The organism is Sphingobacterium sp. 2149, assembly GCF_031455655.1.
GTDB lineage: Bacteria > Bacteroidota > Bacteroidia > Sphingobacteriales > Sphingobacteriaceae > Sphingobacterium.
The window spans coordinates 174,344-191,756 of the sequence record NZ_JAVDTD010000011.1 but is presented as its reverse complement, the minus strand read 5'-3'; the positions used below and the strand labels follow the sequence as shown (position 1 = coordinate 191,756).

The 17,413-nt window shown below is 38.2% G+C and carries 18 protein-coding genes; 12 read left to right on the top strand and 6 right to left on the bottom strand.

Annotation, left to right across the window (positions count from 1 at the left end; translation table 11 throughout):
• Positions 1-27: 27 nt before the first annotated feature.
• From J2X77_RS17035 to J2X77_RS17020, 4 genes are all read left to right on the top strand, one after another.
• On the top strand, positions 28-609 hold the full coding sequence (locus tag J2X77_RS17035) for a Crp/Fnr family transcriptional regulator (RefSeq protein ID WP_209579556.1): 582 nt from the start codon (positions 28-30) through the stop codon (positions 607-609).
• A gap of 63 nt (positions 610-672) precedes the next feature.
• Complete coding sequence (locus J2X77_RS17030) at positions 673-1,062, top strand: RidA family protein (protein ID WP_209579558.1); 390 nt, start codon at positions 673-675, stop codon at positions 1,060-1,062.
• 222 nt (positions 1,063-1,284) lie between these two features.
• Complete coding sequence (locus tag J2X77_RS17025; protein ID WP_209579560.1) at positions 1,285-2,205, top strand: hypothetical protein; 921 nt, start codon at positions 1,285-1,287, stop codon at positions 2,203-2,205.
• Positions 2,206-2,387: 182 nt separating this feature from the next.
• Entirely contained in the window at positions 2,388-3,125 is a 738-nt protein-coding gene (locus tag J2X77_RS17020) for a hypothetical protein (RefSeq protein WP_209579562.1), read from the top strand.
• A gap of 49 nt (positions 3,126-3,174) precedes the next feature.
• Here the strand turns inward: J2X77_RS17020 and J2X77_RS17015 are convergent, their stop codons facing one another.
• Positions 3,175-3,876 (bottom strand): VIT family protein, encoded by a 702-nt coding sequence (locus J2X77_RS17015; RefSeq protein WP_209579564.1) that lies wholly within the window; start codon positions 3,874-3,876, stop codon positions 3,175-3,177.
• A gap of 330 nt (positions 3,877-4,206) precedes the next feature.
• On the opposite strand from J2X77_RS17015, the gene J2X77_RS17010 reads away from it, so the two are divergent.
• The 3 genes from J2X77_RS17010 (at position 4,207) to J2X77_RS17000 (ending at position 6,933) form a co-directional block, all read left to right on the top strand.
• Complete coding sequence (locus J2X77_RS17010; protein ID WP_209579566.1) at positions 4,207-4,887, top strand: type 1 glutamine amidotransferase domain-containing protein; 681 nt, start codon at positions 4,207-4,209, stop codon at positions 4,885-4,887.
• Positions 4,888-5,030: 143 nt separating this feature from the next.
• Positions 5,031-6,350, top strand: coding sequence for an NAD(P)-dependent benzaldehyde dehydrogenase MdlD (gene mdlD, locus J2X77_RS17005; RefSeq protein ID WP_209579568.1), 1,320 nt, complete (start codon positions 5,031-5,033; stop codon positions 6,348-6,350).
• A 217-nt stretch (positions 6,351-6,567) separates the two neighbouring features.
• Positions 6,568-6,933, top strand: coding sequence for a PleD family two-component system response regulator (locus J2X77_RS17000; RefSeq protein ID WP_209579570.1), 366 nt, complete (start codon positions 6,568-6,570; stop codon positions 6,931-6,933).
• Between the two features lie 30 nt (positions 6,934-6,963).
• Here J2X77_RS17000 and J2X77_RS16995 read toward each other — a convergent pair whose 3' ends face one another.
• The 5 genes from J2X77_RS16995 to J2X77_RS16975 all read right to left on the bottom strand — a co-directional run bounded on the left by J2X77_RS16995 (position 6,964) and on the right by J2X77_RS16975 (position 11,965).
• Positions 6,964-8,943 carry an ATP-binding protein gene (locus tag J2X77_RS16995; protein WP_209579572.1) on the bottom strand — a complete coding sequence of 660 codons (1,980 nt, stop codon included), beginning with the start codon at positions 8,941-8,943 and terminating at the stop codon, positions 6,964-6,966.
• 158 nt (positions 8,944-9,101) lie between these two features.
• Positions 9,102-10,382 (bottom strand): DUF6596 domain-containing protein, encoded by a 1,281-nt coding sequence (locus J2X77_RS16990; protein WP_310081754.1) that lies wholly within the window; start codon positions 10,380-10,382, stop codon positions 9,102-9,104.
• Between the two features lie 44 nt (positions 10,383-10,426).
• Entirely contained in the window at positions 10,427-10,771 is a 345-nt protein-coding gene (locus J2X77_RS16985; protein ID WP_209579575.1) for a YciI family protein, read from the bottom strand.
• A 292-nt stretch (positions 10,772-11,063) separates the two neighbouring features.
• Positions 11,064-11,255 (bottom strand): cold-shock protein, encoded by a 192-nt coding sequence (locus tag J2X77_RS16980; protein ID WP_209579577.1) that lies wholly within the window; start codon positions 11,253-11,255, stop codon positions 11,064-11,066.
• Positions 11,256-11,647: 392 nt separating this feature from the next.
• A complete protein-coding gene (locus tag J2X77_RS16975) occupies positions 11,648-11,965 on the bottom strand; it encodes a helix-turn-helix domain-containing protein (protein ID WP_209579579.1) in 318 nt (105 codons plus the stop codon).
• Between the two features lie 229 nt (positions 11,966-12,194).
• Between J2X77_RS16975 and J2X77_RS16970 the strand changes: the two genes are divergently transcribed.
• The 5 genes from J2X77_RS16970 (at position 12,195) to J2X77_RS16950 (ending at position 17,411) form a co-directional block, all read left to right on the top strand.
• On the top strand, positions 12,195-12,512 hold the full coding sequence (locus tag J2X77_RS16970) for a DoxX family protein (protein ID WP_209579581.1): 318 nt from the start codon (positions 12,195-12,197) through the stop codon (positions 12,510-12,512).
• A 103-nt stretch (positions 12,513-12,615) separates the two neighbouring features.
• A complete protein-coding gene (locus J2X77_RS16965) occupies positions 12,616-13,329 on the top strand; it encodes a DsbA family oxidoreductase (protein WP_209579582.1) in 714 nt (237 codons plus the stop codon).
• Between the two features lie 33 nt (positions 13,330-13,362).
• A complete protein-coding gene (locus tag J2X77_RS16960) occupies positions 13,363-14,025 on the top strand; it encodes an SDR family oxidoreductase (RefSeq protein ID WP_209579585.1) in 663 nt (220 codons plus the stop codon).
• A gap of 106 nt (positions 14,026-14,131) precedes the next feature.
• Positions 14,132-15,241 (top strand): NAD(P)-dependent alcohol dehydrogenase, encoded by a 1,110-nt coding sequence (locus J2X77_RS16955; protein ID WP_209579586.1) that lies wholly within the window; start codon positions 14,132-14,134, stop codon positions 15,239-15,241.
• A gap of 172 nt (positions 15,242-15,413) precedes the next feature.
• The gene (locus J2X77_RS16950; RefSeq protein ID WP_209579588.1) at positions 15,414-17,411 is read left to right on the top strand and encodes an ATP-binding protein; all 1,998 of its coding nucleotides are present in this window, start codon (positions 15,414-15,416) and stop codon (positions 17,409-17,411) included.
• Positions 17,412-17,413 lie beyond the last annotated feature (2 nt).

Sequence of the window (17,413 nt, the reverse complement as noted above, 5' to 3'; positions counted from 1 at the left end):
ATACGCATATTCATATATTTGCTAGACATGAGCCAACTTCTGATCAACGATATAAAGCAAACAATCGATGTTTCCGAAAAGGAAATAGAACACATTATGACATTCTTCGTTAGCGATACGTTTAAAAAGAAAGATTTCATTATACGAGAGAGCGATAAAGTGGAACATATGTACTTTATTTTATCGGGACTTGTAAAACTTTCGGTTATGGATAATCAGGCTAATGAGCACATTATATCATTTGCTATGGATGCCTGGTGGGAAACTGATTACCATGCATTCTATACCCAAACTAGAGCTTCGCAATCGTTGAGATGTATTGAAAATACCAGGGTTTTAAAACTTTCTTACGGGGGATACCATCGATTGCTGCAAGAAGTTCCCAAAATGACTCATTTTTTTCTAAATAAGGCTGTAAGAGGCCATACTTCCAGCCAGCGCCGGATTCTTTCTCTCATGACCTTATCTGCACAAGGAAAATACGAGCATTTCCTTAAATATTACCCTCTACTGCTACAGCGGATTCCCAAGACTACGCTGGCACTTTATCTTGGGGTTTCAAGGGAAACGTTAAGCCGCTTTTTTCGGAGCCCAAGTTATTGTGATTAATGTCACACAAAACATGCATTCATTTCGACGAACTTTGAACTTTCTTTAACTAAAATAAATAACATGGAAAAGAGAGTTATCAACCCTTGGCAGTGGCAGGATGCCAGAGACTATGTGCAAGCTGTAGAAGTTAAAAATGCACGGAGTACGCTGTATATTTCAGGACAGACAGCAATCGACGATGATGGAATTTCTAGCGACGCCGATATGAGAACCCAGATTTTGATGGCGCTAGAAAATCTTGAAAAAGTCATTTTTCAGTCTCAATTTGAAATAAAGAATATTGTTCGACTTAATGTTTACACAACCGAACAGGAAGAGTTATTTAAAAATTTCGATGTTCTTCAGCTCTGGATTAAAAAGCACCAATTACAGCAGGCAACCACCGTTATGGAGGTTAACAAACTTTTTGAGACACTCAAGATTGAATTCGAAGCAACAGTTGTCAAATAAAATTATCCCGCCCAGGAATTAGCGCTAATTCTGGGCGGAAAGGATTGATAATCGATCATTAATGGATGGATTTTTCCCGTGTTTCATTGATATTGTAATTTGTTACATCCTTTTTTAACTCACGGTAATACAGCTATAAAAATTATTCATAAAATAACCTTTACGCGCACCAAAACATTTTAGATCGTTTGATGTTATTTGGAACATTCAAGCGACCTTATTATGAAAATAGTCCTTTCATCGATTTCTCTGATTTTTTTTTCAGTAGCGCTGTTGACAAGCTGTTCATCCTTAATCAATACTGTTCAGGTGCAGACCTTGACTAAGAATTATTGCATGCCAAATGTTACCTATCAATCCATTCCAGTGCAACAAATTTCTAATTCTGATAGTATACAACTTGTAAAGCATCTCTCTCCACATAATTTTGTTCTGATTAAATACCTCAACCTATCACGCTCAGTACTAGATTATTTAAATAGTGATGATGATTCTGCAAGAAAGCTTGTTGCCAAACAGAGGATGATTGAAAAATATATGTTGTTTGAGTCCGAATTGAATGCCATTGCAGCGGAACTTGATTGTAATGGCGAACGCATTGATAAGCTCGCGAACTACATAGATGGTCTTAATGCAAAGAGTCAGACTCGACTTACCGTAGCTTCCATCCTTTTAGGTGCAGTTACGGCTGTAACTGCAACGACAGTAAATAGCAAGGAGCTCAATAATGGACTTAGCATTGCAGGAGGCCTGGGTACAGCTGCCTTAGGATTTATGACATTAAATCCTAAAGGGAAAAAGATCCGGATGACCCTGCAGCGAAATATGCTCGAAAGTATATGGTATCAAAATAATAACGCACAGATTTATCCAAGTTCCATTTGGGGCATTATATCTGAGAAGAATTTTAGTAATTCTAAAAACCTCTCTTTAGTCGAGACAACTCGCCAACGTTGGTTGCAGTATGGCCTAGATGATCAGCAGGAAAGTTCATTGGAGGAACTCTACTTTAGAGATGGCGGGGTGTTTGCAGCTGAGGAGCTTCATGATCTGGCGAATATGCACAATGAACTGCAGGCGACCATTCGATCAATTCAACAGGATATACGAAGTCTTATGCTAAGCATAACGTCGCTAAATTAATTTTTATTAATTTTATATCGAAATATTCATTCAACACGATTATAGAATGTGCTCATCTACTACATTTATTTTTTTAATTTTTTAAAATTTCGGTTCTTTGCTCAGCCTCGTCCTAATCGTGACGCAGTGTAATTAAGCAGCCGTTAGACAATAGTATATGATATTATTTTGAGGAAAGCCTAATGAAAATATTTTGGAAAATCGTTCAATGGTTGGTGCTTGCGGGATTTGTTGCTGTTGTCGTTTTTATAATGAATAGCTATCGCTATCTAATCTATGCCTTTATAATTACTTCGTTGTTTTATTTTCTATTAAAAGATGTAATTGCCAGAAAATTAAGCAATTCAAACATTAATAGGAAGGTACGGTATGAGATCAACGGAAAGCCCGTTAGCATGTCAATGAGCAAGCTTAGTGCCTTTGTCACTTTGTTATTCATTATTTATGCCTTAATCGTAGCGGTCTTTGCAGTAAGTCCGTATTTGGATCGGAAAGAATTTAAGTTGACTCATCCAAGTTGGACTGCAGTAACCCCAGTCATTCGAGATCTAACAAGTAATATACAACGTGGGAGGACCAAATACGTTTATATCGATTTGGAATACCAATTTACTGCAAACGGTAGCTCTTATGAACAAAAAGTTAGAAAGGCTGAAAAGCGATTTTCATATTTTCCAATTTGGGGTGATCGGAGTTTTGAAAATATGCGTGTGGAATTGTTAAATAGAGCGAATAAGAAAGATAAAACAAAAGAAACTTTATTGTTTTATGACCCACACAACCCCAATCTGCAGCGTTTTTTTTTAGCAAATGATGCCTTTTACCCACAGGGCGCATGGCTGTACGATCTGTTGTTTGTGTTCTCTATTATACTGTTAATCATTATATGTATTTCGATGGTTTTTAGCTTAAAAAAATAATTTCGGCATGAAAAAGACCACTAGGTGAAATGTAGTTCCTTAATTTATATTAAATATTAACACCGAAAAGATAACCTACACCGGCAGAAAGGGCCATAGCTATTGTTCCCCACACTGTTATGCGGATTATCGCTTTCTTTATACTTGACCCTCCCGTTTTAGCAGCTATAGCACCCAAAAGGATCAAAAAGAAGATTGTAAATCCATAAAGCCAATATTCCATTCCAATAACGGGGGAAAAAAGAATAACCAATAAAGGTAAAATACCTCCAACAGTAAACGAAGCTCCTGATGCAAGTGCAGCCTGTATGGGCTTTGCCTGACTAATTTCATTTATGCCAAGTTCGTCTCGGATATGGGTAGCCAATGCATCTTTTTCTGTAAGTTCAATCGCAACCTGCATCGCAGTTTCTTTTTTTAATCCGCGCCGCTCATAGATCTGGGCAAGAATCTGCAACTCCTCTTCAGGCATTTCCTGCAACTCTTTTTTTTCTCGCTCGATGTCGGCCATCTCGGTATCTGTCTGCGAGCTTACCGACACATATTCACCTGCGGCCATTGATAAAGCACCCGCAACAAGCCCAGCAACTGTTGCCAGTACAATCGGATCTCGCGCAACACTGGCGGTAGCTACACCAATGGCCAAACTGGAAATAGAAATAATACCATCATTAGCACCTAGAACAGCAGCCCTGAGCCAGTTACTACGGTGGATGTAATGATTGTCGAGATAATTATCAATTGTTATCATACATTATTATATTGGATGCCCTGCTCCATTTAGCGGTCCGGTTCAATAATTGGATCTATTTCCCATAAAGATACTGAATAAAAACACTCAATTGCATTTCCGATCAACATTTAAAACAGTAATGTGCCAACCATTTTATAGTATTTGATGTTATTAGACAGGCATACGTATTAGAATTATTTTCTCAAACAGGTATTCGGAAAGTAAGGTAAAAATAAAGTCACGATATATGTATTTCAATATTATATTTTGCACAACATAGTTTTATTTGTAAATTTGATTTACAAATCGAGGTTTTAAACAAAGTAAAAATCACTAAATATAAAAAACATGAAAGTACTATTTGTAGTTACCTCCCATGATGATCTGGGAAATACAGGACATAAAACAGGATTTTGGGTGGAAGAATTTGCTGCACCTTATTATTCGTTTAAGGATGCTGGATTTGAAATAACTGTGGCCACTCCAAAGGGAGGACAAGCTCCAGTCGATCCAAATAGTGAAGTTCCGGATGCGCAGACAGCGGCTACCGAGCGATACTATAAAGATAAGGAAGTACAGGGTATTATTGCGAATACACAAAAATTGAGTGATCAAAAAGCTGGCGATTTTGATGCTGTATTTTATCCTGGAGGTCATGGACCGCTTTGGGATTTGGCAAATGATAGCGATTCTCAACAGTTGATTCTTGATTTTTACAATAGCAAAAAACCTGTAGGAGCAGTTTGTCACGCTCCTGGTGTATTTAAAAATGTAAAATTCGAGAATGGTGAACCATTTGTTAAAGGTAAAAACGTAACTGGTTTTTCTAATAGCGAAGAAGCTGCTGTTAAACTGACAGAGGTTGTGCCGTTTCTTGTAGAAGATGAGTTGAAAAAATTGGGCGGTCATTATACCAAAACAGATGACTGGGGTGTGCATGTGGTGGAAGATGGTCTCCTTATCACTGGACAGAACCCAGCATCGTCAGAAGCTGTGGCTGAGAAATTAATTACACTCCTTAAAAGATAATTTATAGACTATGTAAAAGGCAGTTTGTACTGCCTTTTATAATTTAACGGCAGCGCGCAACTGCTTGCTATTCGTAAGGACAATATGCACGCACTACACCTATGCCGGACAAAGATTTTGAAGCTGCACAAAATAATAATAAAATGAAAACTGAAATTCAAAAGAAGATAAAAGACGTATTTGAAAAACAAAAAGACTTTTTCAGAATGCAGAGTACGAAAGAAATTACGTTTCGCAAAATGCAATTGCAAAATTTCCGTAAGGTATTTACGAGTTATACTGACGCAATCTGTGATGCTTTGAATATCGATCTTGGGAAAAGCAGGGTAGAAGCGGAATATGCCGAAGTTCAGATAGTACTCAATGAGCTTGACGATATGATCCAAAATATGGAAGAATGGGTAAAACCGATCTTTGTCAAATCAAAACCGCATACCTCAGGAGCTGAAGTCATTAGCAAGTATATTTACGAGCCCTACGGTGTGAATTACATCATCGGTCCGTTCAACTATCCGGTTCAGTTGACTTTCAGTCCGCTCATTGGCGCCCTTATGGCGGGAAACACAGCTATTATAAAACCATCTGAAAACACACCACATGTTGCAAAGGTAATTGAAGAGATTGTGAAAGAAGCGTTTGATGAAAAATATGTTGCCGTATTTCAAGGCTCCATCGAAGAAAATAGCTTCTTATTGACTCTACCTTTTGATTATATCTTTTTTACGGGAAGTCCAAAGGTCGGTAAAATCATCATGAAAGCTGCCGCTGAGCAGCTCATACCGCTTACATTAGAGTTAGGTGGGAAATCTCCAACGATCGTTCATCACGATGCTAATCTAGAGAAAGCTGTTCAGCGTATTTCTTCAGGAAAATGGATCAATTGCGGGCAGACCTGTGTTGCGCCCGATTACATCTATGTACATGAATCCGTCAAAGATGCGTTTATAGACCATTTTAATTCTTATTTAAAAACAACTTACGAAGATAAATCATTAGGGAAAATTGGAAAGATCGTAAGTCAGCATCAAATCAAAAATCTAGCTTCTTATCTTGATGCGGCACCTGAAAAAGTAATCTATGGAGGTAAATACGATCTTGATACACGTCATTTCGAAGCTACACTAATGACGGATGTAAATTGGGATGATGCTGTGATGCAACAAGAAATATTTGGGCCAATACTGCCTATCCTGACTTATATTGATATTGACGAAGCATTAAATGAAATTAACTCCAGACCAAAGCCTTTGGCACTGTATGTATTTTCGGAAGACCAAAAATTTGCGGAGGATGTGATCGCTAGAACAACAAGCGGTGATGCCGAAATTAACAGTACATTGATCCACGTCGGTTCGCATTATCTTCCTTTCGGTGGAGTAGGCACCTCGGGAATGGGTAAATACCATGGTAGATTCAGCCTGGAGAATTTCAGTCATCAGCGATCAATTCTCCAAGTTAAGTAAGTTATAAATATGGAATTTTACATGAGCAACTTATCCATGAATAATGTTGATTGCATGCTTGAATAACATCGACTGCAAAATTCTTTAAAAAAATCCCTCACGCAGTATAACAGTTGCACAATTTTTGTTTAACTAAATTGAACTATTTGATCATATCTTAGGTTAGTTACTTAAGGCATTTTGCTCAGTCAATTTATTGGGTTCCTTAAAAGAAAATATGAAAACTGTTTTTATTCTAGAAGATGAGGTTGGTATACAGGAAGTGCTTGAACTTCTTTTGTCATCACAAAATTATAACGTAGTAACCTTTTCAACCGTAAAGGAGTTTAACTGTAGGGAGATGGATATTCAGCCGGATTTATTTATGCTTGACGTGATGTTGCCTGATGGGCTCGGAACCGAGGTGTGCCGAGAACTTAAATGCGACCCAATAACATCCAATGTACCGGTATTATTGATGAGCGCCCACGCTAAAATTATGAAAACGGATGATCCACATAGCGCTGATGATTTTATGAGCAAACCATTTGACATCAACGATGTTATTTCAAAGGTTGATAAGTTGACCGCACTCCAGGCATAAGACTGACTGAAGATTATAATGCTATTGCGCTTAATAGGGGAGTGGAAGGCTGAAGGAAAAGACGCTACCTTCTTTCTGAACACTCTCTACGCGTATAGTTCCATCATGAAGTTCTACTATTTCTTTACATAGATAGAGTCCGATACCCAAGCCCGCAGTTCCACCAGTGCTAATTTCCTTCACCCGATAATAACGTTCAAATATTCGTTCCTGATCATCTAATGGAATGCCTTTTCCATGATCCCGAATACTGATATTGATATTTTTACCATCCACAACGTAATCTGTAATTATCGTTGATCCCACAGCAGAATATTTTATGGCATTGCCAATCAGGTTATGGATCACCTGTGCTATCTTTTCTCGGTCCGCATATATATCCACAGCCCCAGAAGATTTAAAAATAAAATTATGGGTTTTGACTGTAACGCGAATCTCTTCTTCAATTTCTGAAAACAACAATTTGAAATCAAAAGCTCTTTTATCCATATACATCATGCCCGATTCTAATCGCGACACGTTGAGAAAGCCATTAATCATACTGGTCATATAGTCAACTTGCTTTATAGATTTCCCAAGCATATTTTGTGGTGCAGCTTCTCTTGTATGAAAGTCCATCTGCTGTAACATTTGAAGATAGGCCTTAAGCGAGGTTAGAGGTGTCTTTAGCTCATGACTGACCATGCCCATGAAATCGTCCTTCCGCTGTTCCTCTTTTTTTTGCTCTGTAATATCTCTAAGCGTACCGTTGAGACTCAATGGAATACCATTTTGATCATAGAACACTCTTCCATTTGCTTGAAGAAGCCTTATTTTTTTGTCAACCTTATTTTTAATCTTATATTCTACAAAATAATAGCCATCGGAATCTGTACTAACGGCGTATTGAATTGCAGCAATCACGCGATCTCTATCCTCTGGTAAAATTACTGATAAGGCCTGGTTGAGGTCCACATTTTCATTTGTTGAGAGGCCAAACCACGTCTTGAGCATTGAATTTCCAGAAAAATGGTTTGTGGCGATCTGATAGTAGAAAGTCGCGAGCTCACCCGCTTCTATTGCCAGCGCGAGCATCTGCTGATTATTCTCATTCCGTCTTCTTTCCAAAACCTGTTGAGTAATTTCTTCGAGGATAATAAGCACACCTGAAATATCGCCATCTTCTGAAAATATAGGCTGATAAACGGAATTTACGATCGCTTCTCTCAAGCCGTCTTTGTGGCGCAGTTTCACCGTGAATTCCGTATTAATTTTAGGATGTCCGGTTTTGTAAACCTGCTTAATCCAATCGTTTACGGGTTGTCCCTGAAGCTCCGGACGCGCACTTTCATGCGGAAGTCCGATGATTTCTGACTCTTTGCGCCCCCAAATCTTGAGAATAGCGGGATTGGCAATTTCAATGAGATGTTCGGGACCATTTAACATGGCAATACCCACAGGCGCCTGCTCTATGATTGCTCGGATGTACTTCCGACTATCTGCAAGCTGCTTTATATAGCTATTGAGTTCCTCATTAGTAGCAGTAAGTTCCTCAAGTGTAGCGGCCATCTCCTCATTGAGTGCCTGCTCTATTTCTTCTTTCTGCTTTATCTGCCGCAAAAACTCCCGGCGTGAGGTTACTTCGAGTGCGGTATTTAGGATACACCATGTTTTCTGATCTTGGTCAACGAGCGCTCTATATTCGTAATCAAAATAATCCAGTGTTTCCTTTCCGTTTTTGATCAATACTGCGGGCGCCTCAGATACAGCATACGTTTTTCCGGTATGCCACACTTCTTGTAGAAGTTTTAGAAACGGCTGTCCTTCGAGTTCGGGAATAGCTTCCATTAAAGGTTTGCCGATAACAGAAGATTCTTTGCCCCAGAGTGCCAACATACCGGCATTCGCAAAGCGGATAATTATATTTTCGCCGGAATATATAGCGGTAGGTGCAGGGGAGGAAGCTAAAGCCTGAATAATTAATTCAGCACTAAAGGAATTATCAAATGGGCCTTCGGTTGGGGAGTTCATACACCAGCAAAAGTATGGAAAAGATAATTTATATCCATGTATAATCGTAGTAAAATGCGCTATATATTTTCTCAAGAAACTTAATAATAGCTATCGTCCGCATTTTCTGATTTTATCGTATCGGTCTATCTAGATTGCGCATTTTTGATCGATAACATTTAATGCGATATTTCCGATTTCTTTAAAATGAGACTAAGTTTCTTTATTTTCTTTGATAGAGTTTGCCTTTCAGTATTGGATTTGCTTAGATTAATGGCCTGTTTGTAATGTTCAATAGCTCTTTCAATGTTCACGTTGGAATACAGGTAACCTAACAATTCATGATAATAATTGCTTTCAACTAAATTTAACCTTTTGGCTACAGGAATGGCCTCTTCGTTGCCATAAACTTTGGCAAAAGCAAACGTTCGGTTTAGTGCTGTGATTGGTGAATATTCAATTAAAATAAGTTGGTTATAAAGCTTTAAAATGTAATCCCATTTGTTTTTATCGGTCTTTGTAGTATGCCAATAAGCAATTCCCGCTTCCAGATGATATTTTGAAAGTTCGTTACTTGTTGTTGCATTTATCAGATAATAATTTCCTCTTTTAATAAGTGATTTATCCCACAGACTTTTATCTTGCTCGTCAAATAAAACAGCCTCGTTTTTATCATTTGTGCGCGCCCTAAGTCGTGAACTTTGAAAACACATAAGAGCCAATAAAGCATTGCATTCAGGTGTGTTTGTCAATGGATTCTCCGTCAATAACAATGTGAGTCGCGTTGCTTCTGAACAGAGATCTATTTTGATTTGCTGTTTGTCTGATTTAGAAAAATAGCCTTCGCTAAACAATAAATACAATGTTCTTAAAACCATGTCCAATCGTAAGCAAATATCGGTTTTTGTTAAACTTTTAATTTGAAAATTATCTTTTCGAAGATTTGCCCTTCCTCTTTGTAGTCGCTTCTTAATGGTTTCTGACTTTGTCAAAAACGCATTTGCAATTTCTTCAATGCTAAAACCGCAAAGAATCTGAAGTGCCAGGCAAATTTGGCTTTCATCTGAGTTTACAGGATTACACACCGCAAAAATCATCGCTAATTGACTATCGGAAACCATCTGTGAATCAAATTCGAAATTGGGTTCAACTTGGAAGTGAGGCTGTATTTCGCTTTTTATTTTAGTTTCAAAAACCAATAGTTTCTTGAAGTAGTCTTTGGTTTTATTCTTCGCCACCACATAGAGCCAGGCCCTTGGATTTTCGGGTATTCCGTTGACGGCCCAATGTTGCGAAGCTTTTAAAAATGTATCGCTGACAATATCTTCTGCAATTTCAATATGCTTTAAACCAAAACTACGACATAAAACCGCCGTCATTTTTGTATACTCCAGGCGAAATAAATGAGGTAGAAGCTCCATGGTATAGAATTTTGTTACACACTCCATTAAAATATACAAAACTTTCCAACAAAAATGCTGTTGGAAAGTTTGCTTGGATTTCTCTAATCACGTTTTACAACTTCTCGAACTTCAATGCTTCCACCCACTTGGGTAAAAATTGGATTGTCTTTCGCTATTTCTACCGCTTCGTCAATGTTATCTGCTTTCACAACAATATAACCGCTGATAAATTCTTTAATTTCTGTATAAGCCCCATCTGTTATCACATTGTTAGGCTTCACCGTTTTCGCACTTCCCTCAAATGGTAAAAGTGTGTTGCCCTTATCCACCAATTTGTTTTGTGATGCAATTCCAGCTAACCAATTCATACGTTCCTGCATTTGTTCAGGAGAAGGTTTGAAGTCTGAAATGTCCTTTAATCTAAAAATTAATGCAAATTCTTTCATATGTTTAAAGTTTTTATTATTTGCAGTTAAGACGATCGACTGACTAAATTAGGGACAATCTTGTGCTGATTTTAATACTAAACTATTAAAAAAAGCGCTTATAGCCAAGTTTACTTATCTCTTTGTAACCGCATTGCCAAATACAGTGCTATTCACAATAAGGACTTAAAAATTCCGGTGAAAGATTGATTTGATCATGAAACCGTGCTATAAAATAGGCAAAAAAAAAGCAGATAACATACCTGCTACCTGCTGAACTTAATTTAAAGAAGTTTTTAAGCTTCCTACTTAATTATGCGATGCGCACATTAACTGCGTTAATGCCTTTTTTTCCATTTTCGAGATCAAATGTTACGGCGTCATTTTGACGTACATCATTCAGTAGACCTGATGAGTGGACGAAAATATCCTGACCTCCATTTGACGGTGTAATAAAACCAAAACCTTTAGTTTCATTGAAAAATTTTACTGTTCCTTGTTGCATTATATTTATTATTAAATTATATTTTACTCAAATTCTCCCTGCGTCTGTGAGTACTTAATATATAGCACTACGCATAAAGCAGTTAAATCAAATTGTAAACAAAAAATGAGGATGGTATTTAATCGTATTGAAAATATCAATTTGAAGAAAGGAACTTTACCTGATCTGCTGATAACAAAAACTAGCGGCTGAAAAAGCGAAGACTGATAAGATGGAGTAAACTCAAAAGTTCAGAAGAAGCGATGGCAGAAGCCTGATTATTTCACTAAGGTAAACAATGTTTTTAATAAAAACAAGTTATTTGTCTAAAAATATTTTCCTTGAACCATGGTCGTAAAAATTGTAAGACTATGAAATATATCATATCAAGCTAATACTATCTAGTATAAACACTACTTCCCCAATATCTTTTTCCTATGATTCACACCCCAGTTGTGTAGCTCTTCAATGACTTTTTGTAATGTAAAGACATAATCAGTGGCCGTATATTCTACCAGCACTGGCGACTCATCATAAACGGTACGTTTGACGAGCTGGTGTTCTTCCAGATCTTTTAGTTCTTTAGCAAGTACCTTTGAGGAAATTTTAGGAATACTTCTTTCTATTTCTCTAAAACGTTTGTGGCCACTCATAATGGAAACAATGATGAGGATTTTCCATTTTTCGCTGATATCGTCAAGGGTATCACGAACGGTCAGCATTCTCGCCATACAGTCGGATTCGGTGCTTTTGGAAATTGATCTTTCATTTTACTTACTTTAAGGTAACTGCTTACTTTAGGGTAACTGCTTGCAAAATGTAAGCATATGTACGTATTTTTGATTTATAAAAATCTATTTCAACAATTAAAGTAAATTAAAAATGACAAAACAGATTGATTTCTCCTAGAATCCAGATGCAAGAACAAAACGTACCTATTGGATCATCACCGGTATTACCATGGCTTTAATCATCTTGCCATCCTACTTCGCGCCACGAGAATACCTCATCCAGACGACGAAAAACTTGCAGTTTCCAGATTATTTCCCACTTGAACTGGATATCTTAAAAATCGTAGGAGCCATCTTCATTCTCATTCCAGCTATCCCGACGATTCTCAAAGAATGGGCTTATGTAGGTTTCGGAATTCTCTTGCTTTCCGCAAGTCTAGCGCATGGTATTGTTGATGGGCTGGCGAAAGGTATTGCCCCGCTTATTCCGTTTGCATTGTTGGCTGTGTCTTATTATTATTTCCGTAAACTGAACTATGAAAAATAGTACACTAGCGGTACTATTATCCCTTTTCTTCATTATGACGTTTGGTCAGGGAAAGAATCAAATGCAATTAAAACAAACAAAAAAATAGGACGATGGAAAAAAAATGAAAATAGAAATATGGTCGGAGATTATGTGCCCTTTCTGTTACATCGGAAAGCGTAATTTCGAGAAAGCTTTAGCTCAGTTTCTCCATAGGGACCTTGTAGAAGTAGAATGGAAAAGCTTCCAGCTTGACCCAACAATGCCCGAAGCCACTAAATATCAAGACGATATGTATATGTTTGTGGCCGACCGGAAGGGATTAAGTTATGAGCAGTCAAAAAAGAGGCATCAGGATCTGATCGAGTATGCTAAAACTGTAGGTCTTCAATTTAACTTGGATAAAACATTGGTCACCAATTCAATGAAGGGGCACCGAATCATACAGTTTGCCAAAATCAAAGGTTTCGGTGAGAAAGCTGAAGAGATTTTATTTAATGCCTATTTCACAAAAGGCAACAATCTTAATGATCAGAAAACACTGGTCGAACTTGGACAAGAAATCGGTTTAACGGAAGGCGAGATCAATACTGCACTGACAGACCCTATCTATATGCAAAAAGTAGAACATGAGGGCCAAGAAGCACAGACATTAGGCGCTAAAGGTGTTCCTTTTTTCGTAATCAACAGCAAATATGCCATCGCTGGAGCACAACAGCCCAATGATATTTTACAAACCCTTGAAAATTCCTTCTTTGAGTGGCGGAAAGAAAATCCGCAGGCAACAGTAGAAGTAATACAAGGAAAAAACTGTTCAATTGACGGCGAGTGCCATTAAAAGCCATAAAATACATTCATTAAATCAGTACAAATGAAAACAATAGCAATAGTTGGAGCAGGCGCTGGACTGGGCCTCTCCATCGCAAAGAAATTTGGTGAAAATGGTTTTCGGATAGCCCTTATCGCAAGAAATCAGCAAAAGCTGAATGACCTAGTCAGACGATTGAATATATCAGGAATCGAAGCAGCGGCTTTCACCGCAGATATCTTGGACAAAGCTCAGATCGCATCTGCCTTTGATGCTATCAAAGAAAAATACGGTGTCATAGATGTTCTTGAATACAGCCCAATACCAAGTGTCCATAATTTGGTAGCAACTTTAGATGTTAATGAAGAAAATGCACTTTATCAATTTCAATTTAATGTGCTTGGTGCAATTTCATCCATCCGTGAAGTACTTTCGGATATGTTGGCTAAAAATACAGGAGCGTTATTGTTCACAACCGGAGGTGCTTCATTTTCGCCTGTACCCATGATGGGTAACGTAGGAATAGCGATGGCTGGTCTTCGCAATTATGTTCTTAATCTGAATACCGAGTTATCTGGAAAAGGCATTTACGCAGGTCATATCGGTATTGGTATTTGGATGAAGGAAGGTTCCGCTGTACAGGACAAGATCGCAGATATATGGTATGATATGTACATGAAGCGAGACAGAGCTGAAGAGTATATTTCCGAAGATAAGGTGAAATGATTCGAATTACCTAATAAAGCAATTAAGAAGGCTGATTTTTCTTGATCTAGATCAAGAAAAAAAATCTTGTAATGTGATAAATTTAATCCAACAAAAAGATAATACAATGGAAATAACAGCCGCATTAGTAAAAGAAAAAGGTGGAAAATTCGAATTGGAAAAAATAACGCTACAAGAACCTCGGCAAGATGAGGTATTAGTACGAATTGTAGCAACCGGAACTTGCCATACTGATATGGCTGCAAGAGATCAACAAACGGGCGCTACTCCTTTTCCTATCGTATTAGGGCATGAGGGTGCTGGAATTATCGAGAAAGTAGGAGATGGTGTGAAAAACCTTAAAGTGGGTGATCATGTTGTTTTAACTTTCGGTTTCTGTGGAGAGTGCTACACATGTCAGCGTGGTAAACCCACTTACTGCGAAAATTTCCCGGCTTTGAATTTTGGGGGAGCACGTATGGATGGCTCTCATAGTCACCAACACAACCAACAAGATATCTTCGATAATTTCTTTTCTCAATCCTCGTTTGCAACATACGCAATAGCAAATAAAAGAAACGCTATAAAAGTTTCTGAAAAAGCGCCGTTAGAATTATTGGGACCGTTGGGTTGTGGTATTCAGACTGGGGCAGGAGCAATCATCAACTCGTTGAAAGTATCTCCGGGAAAAACAATTGTTATCTCTGGTGCCGGCGCTGTCGGATTGGCTGCTTTGCTGGCGGCAAAAGCATGTTCGGCTGCGGAGATCGTATTAGTCGATATCAATCAAGAACGTCTGGATTTTGCGTTGGAACTCGGTGCAACCCATACCATTAACAGCCGTAATGAGAATGTGGTAGAATCTTTACAAAAGATTTCCCCGAAAGGATTTGATTTTGGGTTTGACACCACCGGTCGTAATGATGTTATTAATAATACCTTATCGAGTTTGAAGTCCTTGGGACAAATGGGTATTGTTGGTGTGGCTACAAAGCCCCTTGAAGTTGAAATGAATACATATGTACTTAAAGGAATTAAGTTGATCGGAATTGTAGAAGGGGACAGTGTACCGACCGAATTTATCCCAGAGATGGTAGAGATGTATCTGAATGGACAGTTCCCATTTGATAAATTAATTAAGAAATATAAATTCGAAGATATCAATCAAGCTATAGAAGATTCAGAATCAGGAAAGACCATTAAACCAGTAATTCTTATTGGTGAGTATAAAGGGTAATCAGCAAAGAGATAAGTCAGTAGCATTAAATGTTACTGACTTATTTATTAAGAATATTTATGTCCGTAGCATCAGTTAGTTATGGGTCAAAATCGTTAGGGTTAGAACTATTTAAAGCGTTATCGGTTTATAGCAAATAAATTGATTACATTTGTTTTATTGATCTTATCGTATGAATTCTCCCAAAAATATTGATTCTGAGTCGTTGCTCAGCATACTTTTTCACTCACCCAATGCCACTGCAGTCTATCAGGGAGAAGACATAAAAATAATGACTGCCAACCTAGCAATGCTCAATTTTTGGGGAAAGGACAGATCGGTTGTGGGTAAAAACCTACAAGATGCAGTTCCCGAACTTAAAGGACAGCCTTTTGTTGATATTCTCAAAGGAGTTTGGTATTCTGGTGAGACTTACATTGCAAAAAACTGTTCCGCATTTCTTCAAAAAGATGGTGTACTTCAGGAATTTTTCTTTGATTTTGAATATAAAGCGATTTTAGATGAAAACGGTAAAACTGCATATATTCTTCATACTGCTTCGGAAGTCTCAGAACGTATGCATGCCTTAAAACTTGCAGGTGAAAAGTCCCTTGCGGAAAAAAATCTCAACGAAAAGCTTTTGGCCATAAATGAGGAGTTTAAAGTAGTAAATGCCGATCTGCTATCTAAAAACGAGGAACTCATCACTTCAGAAGACAATCTTCATAAACTATTTTCGCTGTTGCATGAACAGCAACAGCTTTTCCGCATCATGATCGAGCAGTCCCCCGTAGCTATGGCTACTTTGAAAGGCCCGGACTTTATTGTGGATGTTGTAAATCAGCATATTCTTGATATCTGGGGCAAAGATCGCTCTGTATTAGGGAGGAGACTCGCTGAGGCATTACCAGAACTGAAAGATCAGCAATTCCTTGATATTCTGAAAAATGTTTATGAAACTGACGAACCTTTTTACGGTAAAGAACTCAAGGCCCTGCTTACTGTCGACGGAGAAACGCTGGAACGCTATCTTAATTTCGTTTACCAGCCTACGAATGGTCTCTCAAAGGAGGAGAAGCTTATTCTTATTGTTGCTACAGATGTGACAGAACAGGTCAATAGCAGAAGAGCAATCAATGAAATAAATACCCGACTGGAAATTGCGATGGACGCCAGCAGATTAGGATCTACCGAGGTGCAGCTAGCTACGGGGAAGATGCAGAGCACGGATCGGTTTAAGATGAATTATGGATTTATGCCGGAGGAGGATTTCTGTTATTCGGATCTTTTTGAGGCAATGTATCCAGAATATCGTGACAGGGTAAAAGAACTGGTGCAGGAGGCAATTCGCACCAATGGAATCTATAGCACAGAATATCCTGTCAAATGGCGCGATGGCTCTACGCATTGGATTCAGGCCCATGGACGTCCTCGTTACAATGATTTGGGAGTCGCAGACCGCATGGTAGGCATGACATTGGATATCACAGATCGAAAACTTTTTGAACAGCAGAAAGATGACTTTTTAAGTATTGTGAGCCACGAGTTAAGGACTCCAATTACAGTTTTAAAAGCTTCCCTGCAGTATCTTGAACTTTTAAAGGATAAACCTTATAGTAATATCCATTCGAAAATGATCAACCAGTCCTTAAGAAGCGTGGAGAAGATGAACGATTTAGTTGCTGAACTATTGCAAATTCGCCGCCTTACCGAGGGACAGCTTGAAATCAAAAAAGATTGGTTTAATATGTTTGATCTTCTTCTGCGTACCTGTGACCATGTCTGCTTTGAGAATGAATATCAATTAGTTGTTTCGGGAAATCAAACTGCGAGGGTATATGCCGATGAGCATAGGATCGATCAGGTTGTTATCAATTTTGTCAATAATGCTATTAAGTATGCGCCTATGTCGAAAGAAGTGCATCTAAATGTCGAGGTATTGGAAAATCAATCCGTAAAAGTCTCTGTCCGTGATTTTGGCATAGGCATCGAGCAAGAAGCCCTGCCTAAATTATTTGACAGATATTACAGAGTAAGTCATTCCGGCAAAGAATATTCTGGACTGGGGCTTGGACTATACATCTGTTCGGAAATCATCAGAAAACACGATGGAAAGATAGGAGCCGAGAGTGTCCTCAATGAGGGGAGTACATTTTGGTTTATCCTACCAGACCGCAAGTCATCGGAATAGTT